Source organism: Parabacteroides sp. CH2-D42-20, assembly GCF_003670185.1.
In the GTDB taxonomy this organism is placed as follows: domain Bacteria; phylum Bacteroidota; class Bacteroidia; order Bacteroidales; family Tannerellaceae; genus Parabacteroides; species Parabacteroides distasonis.
In genome coordinates this window covers 1-16,159 of the sequence record NZ_RAYG01000049.1, presented here as the reverse complement: position 1 = coordinate 16,159, position 16,159 = coordinate 1, and the positions used below count along the sequence as shown (strand labels likewise).

Genomic DNA, 16,159 nt, shown 5'->3' with positions numbered 1-16,159 from the left:
CCAATTCGTTACCTCTATTTTATCCTTCCATTCAAACCACTTATAAATAAAGAGGTTATAAAAGTCTTCCAGAATTAATAAAAATAATAGAAATAGCGAAACCTATTTAGCGTAAAGCTTTGTACCTTCGCGGACTCGTAAAAAAGGTGTTTAGGTAGAAAGCAGATCAATGGACATGTATAGACTATTCCGTGCCCCGAGAGGGCTGAGAGGCAAATTATTTAAATTAACAGGGCCTATCTTTCTGGAAACCTTGCTGATGTTGACTTTAGGCGTGGTGGATACGCTTATGTTGAGCCATCATTCCGATAATGCGGTGGCAGCGGTAGGTGTGGTTAATCAATTGCTGAACATGGTATTTCTGCTGTTCAATATTACCACGACCGGAACGTCTGTCATGTGCGCCCTCTATTTTGGGGCGAAAGATAATAAGAGTTTTATTCAGGTGTTAGGAACCTCCTTGTTGTTTAACGCCGGCGTAGGTTGCTTGATCAGCTTGATGCTTTTCTTGTTCGGTAGGGAGATGTTGGTCCTGATGGATATCCGTCCGGATCTGATGCCGGACGCTGAGACTTATATGCACATTGTCGGAGGGTTCGGCTTCTTCCAAGCGGTTAGTTTCACGATATCGGCGGTGCTCCGTGCGGCGAACAAGCCGAATTACGCGATGCAGGTGACCTTGTTGATCAATGTATTGAATGTGTTTGGAAATTATGCGTTGATATTTGGCCATTTTGGTTTCCCTGCCCTCGGTGTACAAGGAGCGGCTATCTCTACCTCTGTTTGCCGGGGAGTGGCGATGACACTTTTGTTTATCATGCTGTTCAAGCGGTTGGTGCCTCGTATCCCTTTGGCTTATTTCCGTCCGTTCCCGTTTCAGAAGTTGAAAGATGTGTTGAAGATCGGTTTGCCTTCGGCAGCGGAACAAATCTCGTATGATGCCTCGCAGGTGACGATTGTCTACTTTATCAATATGCTGGGTAATGAGTACTTGACAGCTCGTGTTTATGTGATGAATATCGTGATAATCGGCTATATCTTTTCTTTGTCGATCGCGCAAGCTACTTCTATTTGTACCGGCAATTTGGTGGGCGCGAGGAAGAAGCAAGCCGCTTATTTATTGAGTTGGTATGCTTGGAGGAGGTCGTTGCTGATTACGCTGGTCGCTAGTACCGGGGTTTATCTGCTGGGACGTCCTTTATTGGGGATATTTACTGAGAATCAAGCAATCATAACGATCGCGATGGGAGCCTTGCTGGTAGATGTACTCTTGGAGCAAGGGCGGGCCACGGTACTGCTGTTCTTATTCTGCTTGCGTTCGGTAGGCGACGTCGTGGTCCCGGTAATTATCGAGTTATTCTGTATGTGGTTCTTTGCCGTGTTCTGCGGGTATATGTTCGGTATCGTGTTCGGATTAGGCTTAGCGGGGATGTGGTTCGCTTTTGCTTTGGACGAGTGTTCCAGGGGAGCGGTACTCTGTTTGCGGTGGCGAACGCAGAAGTGGAAAAAGAGGATGTTAATCAAGAATCCTGTTAATATAAGCTAAAACAGGGTGCTCTTGGGAACATTTCGCCTTCTATTTGCGTCTTACTAATTACAATAGATATTTTATAAAAGATTATGATGAAGATGAAAAAGGTATTGTTTTATGCGTTTTTGCTTCCCGCTTTCGTTGGGATGATGTTTTCTTGTTCAGACGTCAAGACAGATGTGAAGAAGTTGGAAGGTAAATGGAATGTGGTAGAAGTGAAAGGTGAGAAAGTCTTGGAAGAAGGCCTGCCGCAGATGGACTTCAATATGGCTGAGAAGAAATTACATGGAAATACAGGCTGTAATTTATTCAATACGACGATCACGTTAGATCCGGAAGATGTATCTTCTATTACGATCGCTCCGGGCGCTACGACTATGATGGCTTGTCCGAATATGGATTTGGAGACGAGCGTGCTTCAATCGATGGATCAGGTTCGTTCCGTGAAGGCCGGAAAAGATGAGAATGAGATGTTGCTGGTAGACCAAGATGGTAATGTATTATTAGTATTGGAGAGAAATTAATGCGAAAAGGTCTTTTTTATATTTGCCTGCTTTTGGTAGGCGTCGGTTTGTTCGCCGGCTGTAAATCCAAGAAAGCGGTGGTAGCTTCTTTCTCGGATCTGGATGGTGAATGGGGTGTCGTGGAGATGAACGGTAAGACGTTGAATCCCGAGGAGACTCATCAGGTTTTGGTGTTCGACGTGGCTCGTCAAGGGCTTTCAGGAAATGCCGGTTGCAATCGGTTGATGGGGAAGATCGAATATAATGATGCTTATAGAAATATCATTAAGTTCCCACAGGTAGCGACTACCCGAATGGCTTGCCCGGATATGAACGGCGAGCGGGAGTTGCTAGAAGCGCTTAATAAGGTGGTGCGCTTTGAGGCACAGGGTGAGGCGGCTCCTGTTACGGAAATCGCTTTGTTCGGGACCAATAATGATAAGTTGTTGGTGATCAAAAAGCAAAAATAAAATCACCCAGTTGTAGAGACTGGGGCGTGCCCCGTCTCTACAACTGGGTATTAATATTTGAAACTATAACGGAATCCTGCCTTAAACCAAATACCCGGTTGGGGGATATTTCCCAGATCATAATAAGTGGAATTGAGCAGATTATTTAACTCCGCATATAGATTTAACCGCTGATATTCCCAATTTACTTTCATATCTACTAAGCAATAAGGAGCGTAAGGTTCCTCATAAGCCGGCTTAAGATTCTCGTATTTAGTATAACTACCTGCCCGGTCTTGCCAACGGACATACCAAGTGGCCGAAAAACCTTTCCAGATAGAATGGCTTAATTGAGCCGTGAACTTGTGCTTCAGATAATCTAACGCATAATTCGATATATACCCCTCACTATCCTTGTCTTGATGGATAAACGCATATCCCAGTTCTATTTTCCGGATAAAGAACCGTTCGTTGCCCAGTTCCCTCGGTAATAAACTCAGGTTAGTCTCGAAACCAAGGTTATCGACTTTTGTCAGATTTCGGCTTTCCCAGATATCTTCCGGTTTCTCTTTCACCCAATCGATCATGTTCTTGCCTTTTCGGTAAAAGCCGGCTATATGAGCCCGGAGGAAGTAAGTGTTGTATTTCAGTCCGACCTCGAAAGCCTCGCTTTCTTCCGGTTTTAGGTCAGGATTTCCTTTATTCGTCTTACCCTCATAATAAAGATCGGTGAAAGTCGGCATACGCAATGCCCGGTTCCAGCTCCCATACAGACGGAAATTGTCCCCGATACGGTAACTGGCATCTATTCCCGGATAGAAATGAATCCCTTCGTTTAAGGCCGAATTATAGTTTGCCAAGACCCCGACTGACAACGTGAAGCGGCGTAATAATACGTTATGCTCAAGAAAGTAGCTGATATTACTTCGGTTATCGCTTTTTAGATATTGCCCTTCTTTCTCGAAAGGAACATCCTGCGGTTCCTTCATCGGCTTGCCTAATACGTTACTCCTTACTCCCTCGTTTCGGAATTCCACGCCCATACTGGTTCTTCCTAGTTTCCACTGTGTCGTGGCGTTGAGGTTGGCTCCGAATACTTCCGTCTCATGGTAATTATGCCCGGTATACCAATCGGCGGGATCGCTACGGAACAACTCGTACCGGTCGAAATGTCGGGTCCAGTATACCTTGGGGGTGAACTTGATTTTGCCATGTGTTTCTCCTCCGGCGGAGAGGAAAAAGCGGCGAGTCTTGTCGTATTGGTTGGGGTAGGAAGCGGAGTAGAAGCTATTCGCTCCATAACCTTTGTCGTTGTATCCGGCTTGGAATTGGAAATCGGCCTCCTCGCTTTTAAGTTCCGATTGCCAAAAAAGATTTAATTGTTTGAAGTCTGTATTGTCTATATACCCTCCGGACGAGGCATACCCTGCGGAAAGGCGCTGTCCGAAATGAGTGGTTGCGTGATTGATGGCAGCTTCCAGTTTCCATAGCTTATGCATTCCGGCGTAATTGTCGGTCGATATCCTGTTCTCTTTTCCTGTTTTCGTGATGATATTGATCGCTCCGGCGAAAGCGCTGGCCCCGAATATACGGGAAGAAGGGCCGGATACCACTTCGATGCGCTCTATGTCCGAGAGATTCACCGGGAGGTCAAAACTATAATGGCCGGTTTGTGGGTTGGAGAGGTTGACCCCGTTTAAGAGAACCGCTATTTGGTCGAACGTCCCTCCCCGGATGGAGATATCGGCTTGGGTGCCTCCTTCTCCTCGTTGCCGGACGTCTATTCCTGCGGCATATTCTAAAAGATCTTGGATACTGGTGACAGGTGCCGCCGCGATCTCACGGGCGGGAATGACTGTCACGATCTTGGTCGCTTGATTCCGTGCGATAGGCGCACGGGAGGCGGTAACTTCTACCTCTTCCAGCTCTACGGAAGCTTCCTCGCCGGTCCGGTTAGGCTCGATTGTCTTTTGAGCTTGCGCCGTGTCGGGCAGGGCGAATAGTAGCGTACTTGCTGTTACGACTCCAATGTTAATGACTTTGTGCATACTCCGGAATGCGGCGTAACGTTTCCGGTCGAATCGGCGGAAACGTACGGCGACTTGGGTATGCGATTCCCAATAATTCATTCGTTCTTATTTTTTATTTTGAGTAGGATAGTCCGGATAAAGTAAATACTTTTTACGCATGGCCTTGTATTGATCCAGCTCGGGTTTCCAACTTTCCCGGATCTCTTTCTCGGATAAGCCCCTTACGATCTGGTAGCGGAGCTGCTTCGTGCCTGCCAATAAATCGAACCAGTTCGGACGGGAGAAGAAAAAGGCTTGATCCTTTCCCGCTTTATTGTAGAAGTCGAGGAAGAATCGCAAGGTTAATCCTCCTTCGAACGGATATTCCCGCAGATCGATGCCGTAACATACTTTATCCTTTTGCAAGGGATTGGTATCGAATCCGGGCAAGGAGGTCGGGGTAAAAGTGAAATTCCCGTATTTAGGATCCGGGAAACCTAGTACTTGAAACGGATAATAGGTTCCTCTTCCCACGCTAACGTTCGTAGCCTCAAAAAAGCAAAGCGACGGATACAGGCGGATAGACTGGTCATTCGGGAGGTTCGGAGAGGGCTTGACCGGCAACCAATAGGGATCTCCGTGTTTCCAATTCTCCATCTTTACGATCTTTAACCGGCAGGTATCGGGCGTACTTTTCAGCCAGCCTTCCTTATTGATCATCCATGCCAATTCCCCTACGGTCAAGCCGTGCAAGATCGGGAGCGGATCGATACCGACGAAAGACTCGAATCCTTTCTGGCGGATCGGTCCGTCTACGAAGTCATTCGGGTTCGGGCGGTCCAACACGATAAACTCTTTGTTGTTTTCGGCGCAGGCTTCCATCACGTAATGCATCGTGCTGATATAGGTATAGAAACGGGCACCTACATCTTGTATATCGAAAACAATCACGTCGAGGTCGCCCAGTTGCTCGGCGGACGGTTTCTTGTTTTTCCCATAAATAGAGATGATGGGGATGCCTGTTTTCAAGTCCCGGCTGTCTTTTATCTCCTCTCCGGCATCACCGGTTCCCCGGAATCCATGTTCCGGAGCGAACACCTTCTTAACGTCTACGCCTTCCGCTACTAGCGCATCTAATAAATGAATCTGCCGCTTTTCCAAAATGGAAGTCTGGTTGACCACTAATCCTACCCGCTTACCCTTCAGTAAACGAGTGACGACATCCATCCGCTCGGCACCTAGCTTTAACGGGGCGTTTTGTGAATAGACCGTTGGCGTCAGGCTAAAAAGTATGACTAGAAATATAAAGATCTGTTTCATTACATATATAATAACTGTATACTAACCGCAAAAGTACGAAATGTTTTTCACAGAAAGTTTATACTTTTGAGGCGAATAACAGACAATACTAGAATATGAATGTAAAAACACTTTTTTATGCGGTAGCCTTCTTGAGTTTGTCGTGGGCGTCTTTCACCTATGCGCAAGATGTCCTGCCGGAATATACGCAAGCACGCCGTTTCGCCCCGTCGAATGCGGAACAGTTACTTTTCTCTTATACCCTTACCCCCAATTATTTTAATAATAGTGACAAATTCTGGTATGAGTATAAGACGAGCGAGGGGACAAACTGGTATCTGGTGGACCCCGATTCGAGAAATAAACGATTATTATTCGATCGGGATGAGTTGGCGGCACAGATAAGCGAGATCGTGAGAGAGCCTTTTACCGGACAACAACTTCCTATCGAAGATTTACGCTTAAAGGAAGATGATCGCACGTTTACTTTCTCGATAAAGGGTACGAACGGGAACTATTTTTTCTCGTATGATTATCCGTCCTTCCGGTTGACTCGGATTACGAAAGACGAGATTCCTGCTAAAATCCGTTGGGCGAATATATCGCCGGATAAAAAGCGGGTCGTCTTTGCGAAAGATTTGAACCTGTATGTCATGAGTTATGAGGATTATGAGAAGGCCGTGAAGGACCCGGAGGATAAGACGATATCCGAGATCGCCTTGACTACGGATGGCGAAAAAGATTTTGGCTTTGGTATGCCCCGGACCTTCTTGAATACCGATACTTTATGTGACCATAAGCGGAAATATGTAATGGGGAACTGGTCTCCCGATGGTCGTTATTTCGCCGCGACTTTGTCGGATCAACGTGCGGTGCAAGATTTATGGGTGATTAACTCGATCGCCAAACCTCGTCCTACACTTGAGACCTATAAATATCAGATGCCGGGAGAGGCGGGTTCTCCAATCGTTCATTTATATCTCTTTGATTTGGAAAATACCGGGAAGCGGAAAGAAATCCGGGTGGATTGTTTTAAAGATCAAACAATCAATCTAGCCTCCAAGCCGGATAAGGAGCGTACGGGACTCACTCGGAACTCGATCTGGTTGGGAGATAACCAGACCTTCTATTTGACCCGTGTCAGCCGGGATATGAAACGGGTGGATATCTGTTCGTACACGATCGGGGAGGATTCGGTAAAAGCGATCATTGAGGAACGTCTAAATACTTCAATGGAAACCCGCCCGCTAGCGATGACCGATAATGGTAAGGAATTGATCCATTGGAGCGAACGGGATGGTTGGGCGCATCTGTATCTATATGATGCGCAAGGAAATTTGAAAAACCGTATCACCAAAGGGCCTTGGCATGTGGACGCCATCGTAGACGTGGACAGTAAGAATCGTGTCGTTTACTTCAAGGCGAATGCCCGGGAAAAGGGAGATACGACTCCTTATTACGAGCATTTGTATCGGGTGAATCTGGATGGTTCGGGCTTAAAGCTGATTACTCCGGGCGATTATTTCCACCTGGTCTCTATGGATAAATCCATGCGATATATCGTGGATAACTATTCTCGTGTCAATACGATCCCGGCTACGGCATTGTATGATAACCAAGGTAACCGATTGATGACCTTGGAGGAGAGTGACTTCTCCCAATTATTCATGGCAGGTTATAAATTCCCTGAGCCTTTTTCGGTAAAGGCGGCCGATGGGGTGACCGATTTGTATGGTGTCATGTATAAGCCTTTTGATTTTGATTCCACGAAAGTATATCCGGTCATTAACTATGTATACCCCGGACCGCAACAGGAGGGAACTTTCTTTCGCTACATTCCGTTGAATCCTCGTACGGATCGTTTGGCGCAAGCCGGATTTGTCGTGGTTTGCATGGGACACAGGGGAGGGCATCCCAGTCGCTCCAAGTGGTATCATAATTATGGATATGGAAATTTGCGTGATTATCCGATGGCGGATCATAAAGTGGCTATCGAGCAGTTGTGCGCTCGTTATAAATTCATGGATATCAACCGGGTCGGCATACACGGACACTCCGGTGGCGGTTTCATGTCTACAGCGGCTATGCTGCTTTATCCGGATTTCTTTAAGGTGGCGGTATCTTGTGCCGGCAATCATGACAATAACATTTATAACCGGTGGTGGGGAGAGAAACACCATGGAGTAAAGGAGATCACGGATGATATGGGAAATATCTCGTTCGATATTCGCATCCCGACCAATCAGGAATTGGCGAGGAACTTGAAAGGCCATCTGTTATTAATCCATGGCGATATCGATAATAATGTGCATCCGGCAAATACCATTGTTGTCGTGGACGAGTTGATCAAGGCGGGCAAGCGCTTTGATATGTTGATCGTACCGGGAAAACGTCATCATTTTGATGACTATAATGAATATTATTACTGGCGGATGGTCGATTACTTCTCTGAGTATTTGAGAGGCGAACGGGAAACAGGTGCAGATATAAAAGATTTGAAGCTGGGCAATTGGTTTCAGGGGTATCAGTGATGAGAAGTAGTACTGACTTTGCCAAGTAATACATACTAACATCGCTAACGCAGTATATATTACTTGGCCAATGCAGTATATCTTCTGCGAACTCATCCATATGTGAGAGAGATTGTTTATTTTTGTCTCGCAAAAAAATAAATAGGATGAAACCTCTTGATATAATAAAGAAATATTATCCGGAAAGTTCGGATGCCTACCGGATTTTGGTGACTCATAGCCGTAGCGTGGCGGATAAGGCATTAGCATTGGCCCGTTTGCATCCGGAGATGAATCTGGATCTGACTTTTATTGAGGAAGCGGCAATGTTGCATGACATAGGGATCTTTTTGTGTAACGCTCCGGATATCGATTGCCATGGGGAGGCCGATTATATCTGTCATGGCTATCTGGGAGCCGATTTAATGCGGAAAGAGGGGTATCCTCGCCACGCCTTAGTTTGCGAGAGGCATACGGGGACGGGGCTTTCGCTTGCCATGATCGAGGAACGGAACCTGCCTGTTCCACATCGTGATATGCGTCCTGTGTCATTGGAAGAACAATTGATCTGTTTCGCTGATAAATTCTTTAGCAAGACTAAATTGACGAAAGAGAAACCGGCTGATAAGATAAAACAGAGCTTATCCAAGTATGGAAATGAGACAGTTGAGCAGTTTGAACACTGGTGTAAACTCTTTTTAGGGGAATAAAAGCATAAGGGCTCGTTTATTTATTATACATTTGCACGCTGTAACACACTGCAAAGAACGAAGTAATGTTTTTGATATATAGAGTCCTAATCATTCTATTCGTTTTCCTCTTGGGAGGTTTGGGCGTGCAAGCGCAGGAGATTGTCGCTCCTGCCGATAGCTTGGCGCAGGCTGATTCTCTCTTGGTGGCTCCTACGGATAGTACTACGTTAGCGGAAGATTCGATTCCTAAGAAGCAGACCGGGCTGGATGCTCCGGTCAGTTATCAAGCGACCGATTCTATCGTGATGACAGCTGGCAACTGGGCATATCTTTACGGGGAAGGCGATGTCAAATACCAGAATATCGAGCTGCAATCCGAATTGATTGAGATGAATATGGATAGTAGCATCGTGTTCGCTAAGTTTGGACTCGACTCTATCGGGCAGGAGTTTGGCTATCCGTTGTTTAAGGAGGGCGACCAGCAATATGAGTCGAAGACGATGCGGTATAATTTCGGTACCAAGAAAGGATATATCACGGACGTGATTACCCAGCAGGGCGAAGGGTATGTTACCGCCGGGCGAACGAAAAAGATGGAAGGGGATATCTTGAACATGGTGGGTGGTAAGTACACGACTTGCGATGAGCATGAGCATCCTCACTTTTACATCCAGATGACGAAAGCGAAGGTGCGCCCGAAAAAGAATATCGTAACGGGTCCGGTCTATCTGGTCTTGGAGGACGTGCCGTTGTATCCGATCGGGTTACCTTTCTGTTTCTTCCCGTTCTCGAGTACATATTCATCCGGTATTATTATGCCGACTTTCGGAGACGAGTCTACCAGAGGTTTCTTCTTGCGTGACGGTGGATATTATTTTGCCTTGAGCGATTATATGGACTTGGCTTTGTTGGGAGAGATTTATACCAAGGGATCTTGGGGATTGTCGGCCCGTTCGGCTTATCGGAAACGCTATAAATTCTCGGGCAGTTTTAATGCTTCTTATTTGGTGACGAAATTGGGCGATAAGGGATTACCCGACTATAATTTGTCTAAGGACTTCAAGGTAAACTGGACGCATACGCAAGACCCTAAGGCGAATCCTTATCTGTCTTTCTCGGCGAGCGTAAACTTCTCGACCTCTTCGTATGACCGTAATAATCAGAACAGTTTATACCCGAACGCAAACGGGTATGCCGACGTGAACCAGAATACGAAGAGTTCATCCATTAACGTAACGAAACGTTTCCCGAATAACCCGTTCACGATCTCCGGTACGATGAGTATAAACCAGACGACCCGTGATTCTTCTATCGCCGTAACCTTGCCTAGCATGACGGTTACGATGAGCCGTATCTTCCCTTTCAAGCGGAAGCATCCGGTCGGGAAGGAGCGTTGGTACGAGAAGATCTCCATGAGTTATTCCGGTACGTTCAGTAATAGTATCACGACAAAGGAAAACTTATTATTCAAATCGAATTTGATCAAAGATTGGCAGAATGCTATGCAGCACTCGATTCCGGTAAGCGCTACATTCTCCGTGCTCAAGTACTTGAATATTTCTCCCTCTTTCAATTATAAGGAACGTTGGTACACCAGCAAGATCGAACAGGAATATGATACGCAGAAACAGGCTTTGGTAGCCCGCGACACTACGTATGGTTTTTATCGTATTTACGATTTTAACGCTTCTATCTCTGCGTCTACTACCTTGTATGGTTTTTATAAACCGTTGCCATTCTTGGGTAATAAGGTTGAGATGATCCGTCACCGCTTCGAGCCGTCTATTACGGTAAGCGCCCAGCCGGACTTCGCTTCTTCTCGTTTTGGTTTTTATGAGACTTATGTATATCAAGACGCGAATGGTGAGGATCGTGAATATACGTATTCTCCGTTCGCTCATAATATGTATGGCGTTCCGGGAACGGGAAAACAAGGAAATATCAGTTTTGACGTAAATAACAATATCGAGATGAAGGTGCGTTCGGATAAGGACTCTACCGGATTCAAGAAAATTAGTCTGATCGATAAGCTGTCGTTAGGCATGAGTTATAATATGGCGGCGGATTCATTTAAGTGGAGTGACTTGAGTGTCGGTTTACGTTTGAAATTATCCAAGAGCTATACGTTGAACTTGAATGGTCAGTTCGATACCTATACGTACGATGAGAATGGGCATCGTGTCGATATTCCCCGTTGGAAAGCAGGCAAGGGTATTGGCCGTTTGAGAGGGACTAGCACCAGTTTTTCCTATACATTTAATAATGATACGTTCAAGAAGTTGTTTAGAGGAGGTGATAGCTCATCGGATAAATCCGGGAATCAATCGGCTTCCACGGATCCGAATGCAGATCCGGATGGCTTGAACCCGGATGGAGAAGGAGAGGGCGAGAATAAGGAAAGTGGTGGCCGTCTGTTGGGCAAAAAGAAAGAGACCGGTGAGACAGATGCCGATGGCTATTTAATTTCCAAGATTCCTTGGAGCCTCTCGTTTAGTTATGGTTTGAGCTTGCGGTATGGTGATTTTAATCGTTCTAAACTGGAGTATGATTACGCCTTGACTCACTCTTTGAGCTTTAACGGAAATATCCAGCCGACAAAGAACTGGCGTTTTAACTTTAACGCTACTTATGATTTTGACGCTAAGAAGATTTCTTATATGACTTGTAACGTAACTCGTAACTTGCACTGTTGGCAAATGACGGCTAGTTTCGTTCCGGTCGGTCCTTATAAATCCTATACATTCAGTATCGCTGTAAGCTCTGCTTTATTGAAAGATTTGAAGTATGATAAGAGAAGTAATTATAGGGATGGACAGCAGTGGTATTAAGAACCGAAAATTGAGAATTGAGAATTAAAGTTACACAATCCAATAATTCTCAATTCTCAATTTTTAATTCTCAATTACCATTCGATGGGAGTTTGCCCAGTTGCGATTAAATAATCATTGGCTTTGCTGAAATGCTTGTTTCCGAAGAATCCCCGGTAAGCGGAAAGTGGGGACGGATGGGCTGATTTAAGAACCAGATTACGGGATGAATCGATGAAAGCACCTTTCTTTTGTGCGTAGGAACCCCATAATATGTAAACGATATGGCTTCTTTCAGCCGCCAGACGATGAATAACAGCATCGGTAAAGGTCTCCCAACCTCTATTTTGATGGGAACCGGCTTGATGCGCTCGTACTGTGAGAGTGGCGTTTAGCAGTAATACGCCTTGATCTGCCCAACGAATCAAATTGCCGGTTGTTGGAACCGGATGCCCTAAATCATCTTGTATTTCTTTGAATATATTGATGAGGGAAGGGGGGAAAGGTACCCCATCCTGCACGGAGAAACAAAGTCCGTGCGCCTGTCCCGGCTCGTGATAAGGATCTTGGCCGAGGATAACGACCTTCACTTTATCGAACGGGCAGTGCTCAAAAGCGTTGAACATATAAGGACCGGGAGGATAAACAGTACCTTGGCGGTATTCTTGTTTAACGAAATCGGTCAATTGCTTGAAATAATCTTTTTCAAACTCGTCGGCTAACCGTTTTTTCCAGCTTTCTTCAATCTTTACATCCATAATATAATAGTTGGCTGTTAACTAAATAAGCATCATTCCAGCCGCACGTGCTTCCTTGCGCATCTCCTCCGGCCAGATACTTGCCTGTATCTCTCCGATATGGGCCTTACGAAGATAGAACATACACAACCGGCTTTGTCCGATACCACCGCCGATACTTTGCGGAAGTTCACCGCTCAAGAGGCGTTTGTGGAAATATAGTTCCTTTTTCTCCCCGGCTTTGCAAATATCCAACTGGCGTAGCAAGGCTTCCTTATTGACGCGGATACCCATAGAGGATAGTTCCATAGAACGGTTTAGTACATCATCCCAAACCAATAAATCCCCGTTCAATCCAGTTTGTCCGTTCTCGGCGATCGTAGACCAATCATCGTAGTCCGGAGCACGTCCGTCATGCTTCTCTCCATTGCTTAGCGAGCATCCGATACCAATAATGAATACGGCCCCGTATTCCTTGGTGATAGCGTCTTCCCGCTCTTTCGGTGTAAAGGTAGGATATTTTTGTAACAAATCCTCGGAATGGATGAAATGAATCTGTTGGGGGAGCGTCGGGCGGATTAGAGGAAACATCTCGTAAACTAAATATTCGGTACGGACCATAGCGGCATATATGCGACGAACGATTTCCTTGAGGAAATCGATATTACGTTCGCTTTCGCTCATTACACGTTCCCAGTCCCATTGGTCCACGTATAAAGAGTGTAAATTACCTAGCTCCTCGTCTGAGCGGATGGCGTTCATGTCGGTGTAAATACCGTAACCTTCTTCAATGTGATAATCGGCGAGTGTCAGTCGTTTCCATTTGGCGAGTGAGTGTACGATCTCTGCTTTAGAGTCGTTTAAATCCTTGATTGGAAAAGTAACGGCTCGCTCGGTCCCGTTAAGATCATCATTGATACCCATGCCCTTAAGTACGAATAACGGTGCGGTTACGCGTCTTAGGCGTAGCTCGGATGAGAGGTTTTGCTGGAAAAAGTCCTTGATCTTCTTGATTCCCATTTCAGTCTGGGATAAGTTAAGTAAGGCTTTATACCCTGCGGGTTTAATAAGATAGCTCATATACTTGTTGTACTTTGTGTTTGTGAAATATGTGCGGCAAAGATAATGATTAATGGCAAAATAACAAGAATGTGATCGCTTTTATTTGCAAAATGGCAGAATAAGCAGAATACTTATATGCAAAATATCAAAAATAAAATATTTCTCTCCTGTATTTGCTAAACTAAGATATTATATGTACTTTTGCGCAGTCTTTGGCTCGGTAGCTTAGTTGAATAGAGCGTCAGATTCCGGTTCTGAAGGTCGTGGGTTTGAGTCCCACCCGGGTCACAAGAAATCCTTGGAAATCTAATGATTACCAAGGATTTTTTGTTTATGTGATTTTAAGGAAAACTATAACCGCATGTGTAAAATAGGATATTCTTTACCTTCTCCGTCCAAATCAGACCTTTTGTATGTGTTAAAGCCTATATGTTTATAAAAACCGACAGCTTGATTATTTTGCTCATTCACATCGACTTTTGTTACTTGCAAATTATCTATGGCATAAGTGATTAATTTTTTTCCTATTCCTATACCTCGATAATTATTGTCAATGAATAACATTTCAAGATTTCCTTTTGCGATTCCCATAAATCCTACTAAGATTCCCTCTTGTTCAAATCCGAATAGAGTGACATGTTGAAAATATACTGGAAGTTGTTCCTTATAGTATAGAAAATCTTCCTCTTTAAGAAAATCATGTGTATTTAATACTGCACTTTCCCAGATTTCCATCAAACGTGGATGATCTGTAACTTTAATTTTTCTAATCATAATTGTAATTACTATTTAAAGCTACAAAGTTCGGAACTTTTACATTTAAAGCACTGAATCTAAGTTAAAAAATACGTTTACGGATTCTGCTTAGTGCTTGTGGTGTGATACCCAAATAAGAAGCTATATCTTTTAGCGGTATATAGTTTAGTGTAATGCCATATTCTTCAATCATCTGTAGATAATACTGTTCAGGGGAATATTTAATCAAGTCGATATTTCTTTTCAAGAGTTTATTCAGCAATATAGCATTCAAATCTTCAAATACAGTTTTTACCTTAGGTATAGCGGTGTATAGTTCATTTTCTTGTTTTTTGTCTATTCGGTAAATAACGCTATCTACAATTGTTTGCACATTAAACGCAGACTTTGTTTGTAATGTAAAAGATATGTTCGACATTGAGAACGTACCCTCTTTACAAAACCAAAAGATTTGTTCTTCTCCTTTATGATTTAATAGCCAACAACGTAATATTCCATCAAAAACGAAATAACTATACCTCTCTATTTCTCCTTCCTTGACCAAAAATGTACCTTTACTAATCAATATTCGTTCAAAATATTGGTCAAATAACTTAGATTCCTTCAAATTGAAAGTACTGGTGCTATAATTAAATCCTTTAAGTAGTTTTTCTAAAAGCATAATCTAAATGTAATAATTCGTAATATACTTACTCATTTGATATATTCACTGTTACTCCCGTTCTCCTTAATTTAATTTCTCATACTCAGTGAAATATATTTTCGACTACAAACTTACGAAAAAACCGAAAGTTTTTATGTACGTTTATGATGGAGTTATTTAAGTAATGAAAGAACACGGAAAACAAAGGTAATTAGCATGTTGTTAAATTGTTACTCTTTTGAAGATGTATTATTTCAAGTCGTTGTATTATAGTAAGGTAAATAGTGTTATGATAGTAGTGGCAAACGTTTTGCAAGGCGAAAGATAAGCCGCTTGCCAATTCCCGGAGCTTTTGCTGAACTAACCTTGCTTCGTTTTTGTTTTATTACCAGAAAGATGAATTGATAAGATAAAAAATAGGGGAATTATGTCAGCATTTTACAAATTTCTTTTTCCAATGAAGCCGGATGGTACAGCTATATCGTTACTGTTGTTGGCGCTTCGTTTGTTATTTGGAGGTCTATTGCTTTCGCATGGGATACAGAAGTGGACGAATTTTGAGAGCATGTCCGCCGCATTTCCGGACCCACTGGGAGTTGGACATTCGGTTTCTCTAGGCTTGGCCATTTTTGGGGAGCTTTTTTGTTCGATTGGCTTTATTCTCGGTGCGCTCTATCGGTTGGCAATGATCCCGATGATTTTTACCATGGGAGTGGCTTTCTTCGTGATTCACGGGAATGATCCGTTTTCTTTGAAAGAGTTGGCGTTCGTTTACTTGGTCGTTTTTATCTTGATGTATATAGCAGGACCTGGCAAGTTCTCGTTAGATCGTCTGATCGCAGTTTTTGTCACTCGGTTAGCTAAGTAGGCCTCTTTTTTTATTCTGCATTATAATGCAATATGTTTAATAAAGTTCCCCCAGAACTACGTGTTTTTGTAACCATTCTTATTATTGGAGAACAAAAATACACAATTTTTTTTTCACGTTCATTGCTGGAGATCAAGGCAAGCACACGAAAATTGTGTGGCTTGGCTGTTACAGATCTCATTGTCGTCAGTTAAGGATGACAGGGTTAATGAATATAGCTGTTTTAGTTCTTACAAATGGACACACTTTTGAGAAAACGCAACCTAAAAACACGTAGTTCTGGGGGAACTTTA

Annotated in this window: 13 protein-coding genes and 1 tRNA gene; 8 read left to right on the top strand and 6 right to left on the bottom strand. The window is 43.9% G+C overall.

Features of this window, described 5'->3' with window-relative positions:
• The first annotated feature begins 175 nt into the window (after positions 1 to 175).
• From D7V92_RS20805 to D7V92_RS20795, 3 genes are all read left to right on the top strand, one after another.
• On the top strand, positions 176 to 1,546 hold the full coding sequence (locus D7V92_RS20805) for an MATE family efflux transporter (protein WP_044545557.1): 1,371 nt from the start codon (positions 176 to 178) through the stop codon (positions 1,544 to 1,546).
• Positions 1,547 to 1,629: 83 nt separating this feature from the next.
• Positions 1,630 to 2,055: an META domain-containing protein gene (locus D7V92_RS20800; RefSeq protein WP_005858961.1), complete on the top strand. Its 426-nt coding sequence runs from the start codon at positions 1,630 to 1,632 to the stop codon at positions 2,053 to 2,055.
• Complete coding sequence (locus D7V92_RS20795) at positions 2,055 to 2,504, top strand: META domain-containing protein (protein ID WP_036612380.1); 450 nt, start codon at positions 2,055 to 2,057, stop codon at positions 2,502 to 2,504. The genes D7V92_RS20800 and D7V92_RS20795 overlap by 1 nt, the downstream gene beginning before the upstream one ends.
• A 50-nt stretch (positions 2,505 to 2,554) precedes the next feature.
• Here the strand turns inward: D7V92_RS20795 and D7V92_RS20790 are convergent, their stop codons facing one another.
• Positions 2,555 to 4,612: a TonB-dependent siderophore receptor gene (locus tag D7V92_RS20790; RefSeq protein ID WP_121773680.1), complete on the bottom strand. Its 2,058-nt coding sequence runs from the start codon at positions 4,610 to 4,612 to the stop codon at positions 2,555 to 2,557.
• Between the two features lie 6 nt (positions 4,613 to 4,618).
• The gene (locus D7V92_RS20785) at positions 4,619 to 5,812 is read right to left on the bottom strand and encodes an exo-beta-N-acetylmuramidase NamZ domain-containing protein (RefSeq protein ID WP_121773679.1); all 1,194 of its coding nucleotides are present in this window, start codon (positions 5,810 to 5,812) and stop codon (positions 4,619 to 4,621) included.
• 95 nt (positions 5,813 to 5,907) lie between these two features.
• Here D7V92_RS20785 and D7V92_RS20780 point away from each other — a divergent pair, with 95 nt between their 5' ends.
• The 3 genes from D7V92_RS20780 (at position 5,908) to D7V92_RS20770 (ending at position 11,821) form a co-directional block, all read left to right on the top strand.
• Positions 5,908 to 8,322: a DPP IV N-terminal domain-containing protein gene (locus tag D7V92_RS20780; protein WP_121773678.1), complete on the top strand. Its 2,415-nt coding sequence runs from the start codon at positions 5,908 to 5,910 to the stop codon at positions 8,320 to 8,322.
• A gap of 146 nt (positions 8,323 to 8,468) precedes the next feature.
• Positions 8,469 to 9,011: an HDIG domain-containing metalloprotein gene (locus D7V92_RS20775; protein WP_005867908.1), complete on the top strand. Its 543-nt coding sequence runs from the start codon at positions 8,469 to 8,471 to the stop codon at positions 9,009 to 9,011.
• Positions 9,012 to 9,076: 65 nt separating this feature from the next.
• Positions 9,077 to 11,821 carry a putative LPS assembly protein LptD gene (locus D7V92_RS20770; protein WP_036612367.1) on the top strand — a complete coding sequence of 915 codons (2,745 nt, stop codon included), beginning with the start codon at positions 9,077 to 9,079 and terminating at the stop codon, positions 11,819 to 11,821.
• A 74-nt stretch (positions 11,822 to 11,895) separates the two neighbouring features.
• Here D7V92_RS20770 and ung read toward each other — a convergent pair whose 3' ends face one another.
• Both ung and asnA read right to left on the bottom strand, forming a co-directional pair.
• Positions 11,896 to 12,558: a uracil-DNA glycosylase gene (gene ung, locus D7V92_RS20765; RefSeq protein ID WP_005858947.1), complete on the bottom strand. Its 663-nt coding sequence runs from the start codon at positions 12,556 to 12,558 to the stop codon at positions 11,896 to 11,898.
• A 21-nt stretch (positions 12,559 to 12,579) separates the two neighbouring features.
• Positions 12,580 to 13,617, bottom strand: a complete 1,038-nt coding sequence (asnA, locus tag D7V92_RS20760; RefSeq protein WP_036650658.1) for an aspartate--ammonia ligase — start codon at positions 13,615 to 13,617, stop codon at positions 12,580 to 12,582.
• Between the two features lie 196 nt (positions 13,618 to 13,813).
• On the opposite strand from asnA, the gene D7V92_RS20755 reads away from it, so the two are divergent.
• Positions 13,814 to 13,887: transfer RNA gene (locus tag D7V92_RS20755), tRNA-Arg, on the top strand.
• A 63-nt stretch (positions 13,888 to 13,950) separates the two neighbouring features.
• On the opposite strand, the gene D7V92_RS20750 is transcribed toward D7V92_RS20755, so the two are convergent.
• Both D7V92_RS20750 and D7V92_RS20745 read right to left on the bottom strand, forming a co-directional pair.
• The gene (locus D7V92_RS20750; protein ID WP_008772644.1) at positions 13,951 to 14,373 is read right to left on the bottom strand and encodes a GNAT family N-acetyltransferase; all 423 of its coding nucleotides are present in this window, start codon (positions 14,371 to 14,373) and stop codon (positions 13,951 to 13,953) included.
• 64 nt (positions 14,374 to 14,437) lie between these two features.
• Complete coding sequence (locus tag D7V92_RS20745; protein WP_005858942.1) at positions 14,438 to 15,016, bottom strand: Crp/Fnr family transcriptional regulator; 579 nt, start codon at positions 15,014 to 15,016, stop codon at positions 14,438 to 14,440.
• 409 nt (positions 15,017 to 15,425) lie between these two features.
• On the opposite strand from D7V92_RS20745, the gene D7V92_RS20740 reads away from it, so the two are divergent.
• Positions 15,426 to 15,866 carry a DoxX family protein gene (locus D7V92_RS20740; RefSeq protein WP_036611335.1) on the top strand — a complete coding sequence of 147 codons (441 nt, stop codon included), beginning with the start codon at positions 15,426 to 15,428 and terminating at the stop codon, positions 15,864 to 15,866.
• The last annotated feature ends 293 nt before the right edge of the window (positions 15,867 to 16,159 follow it).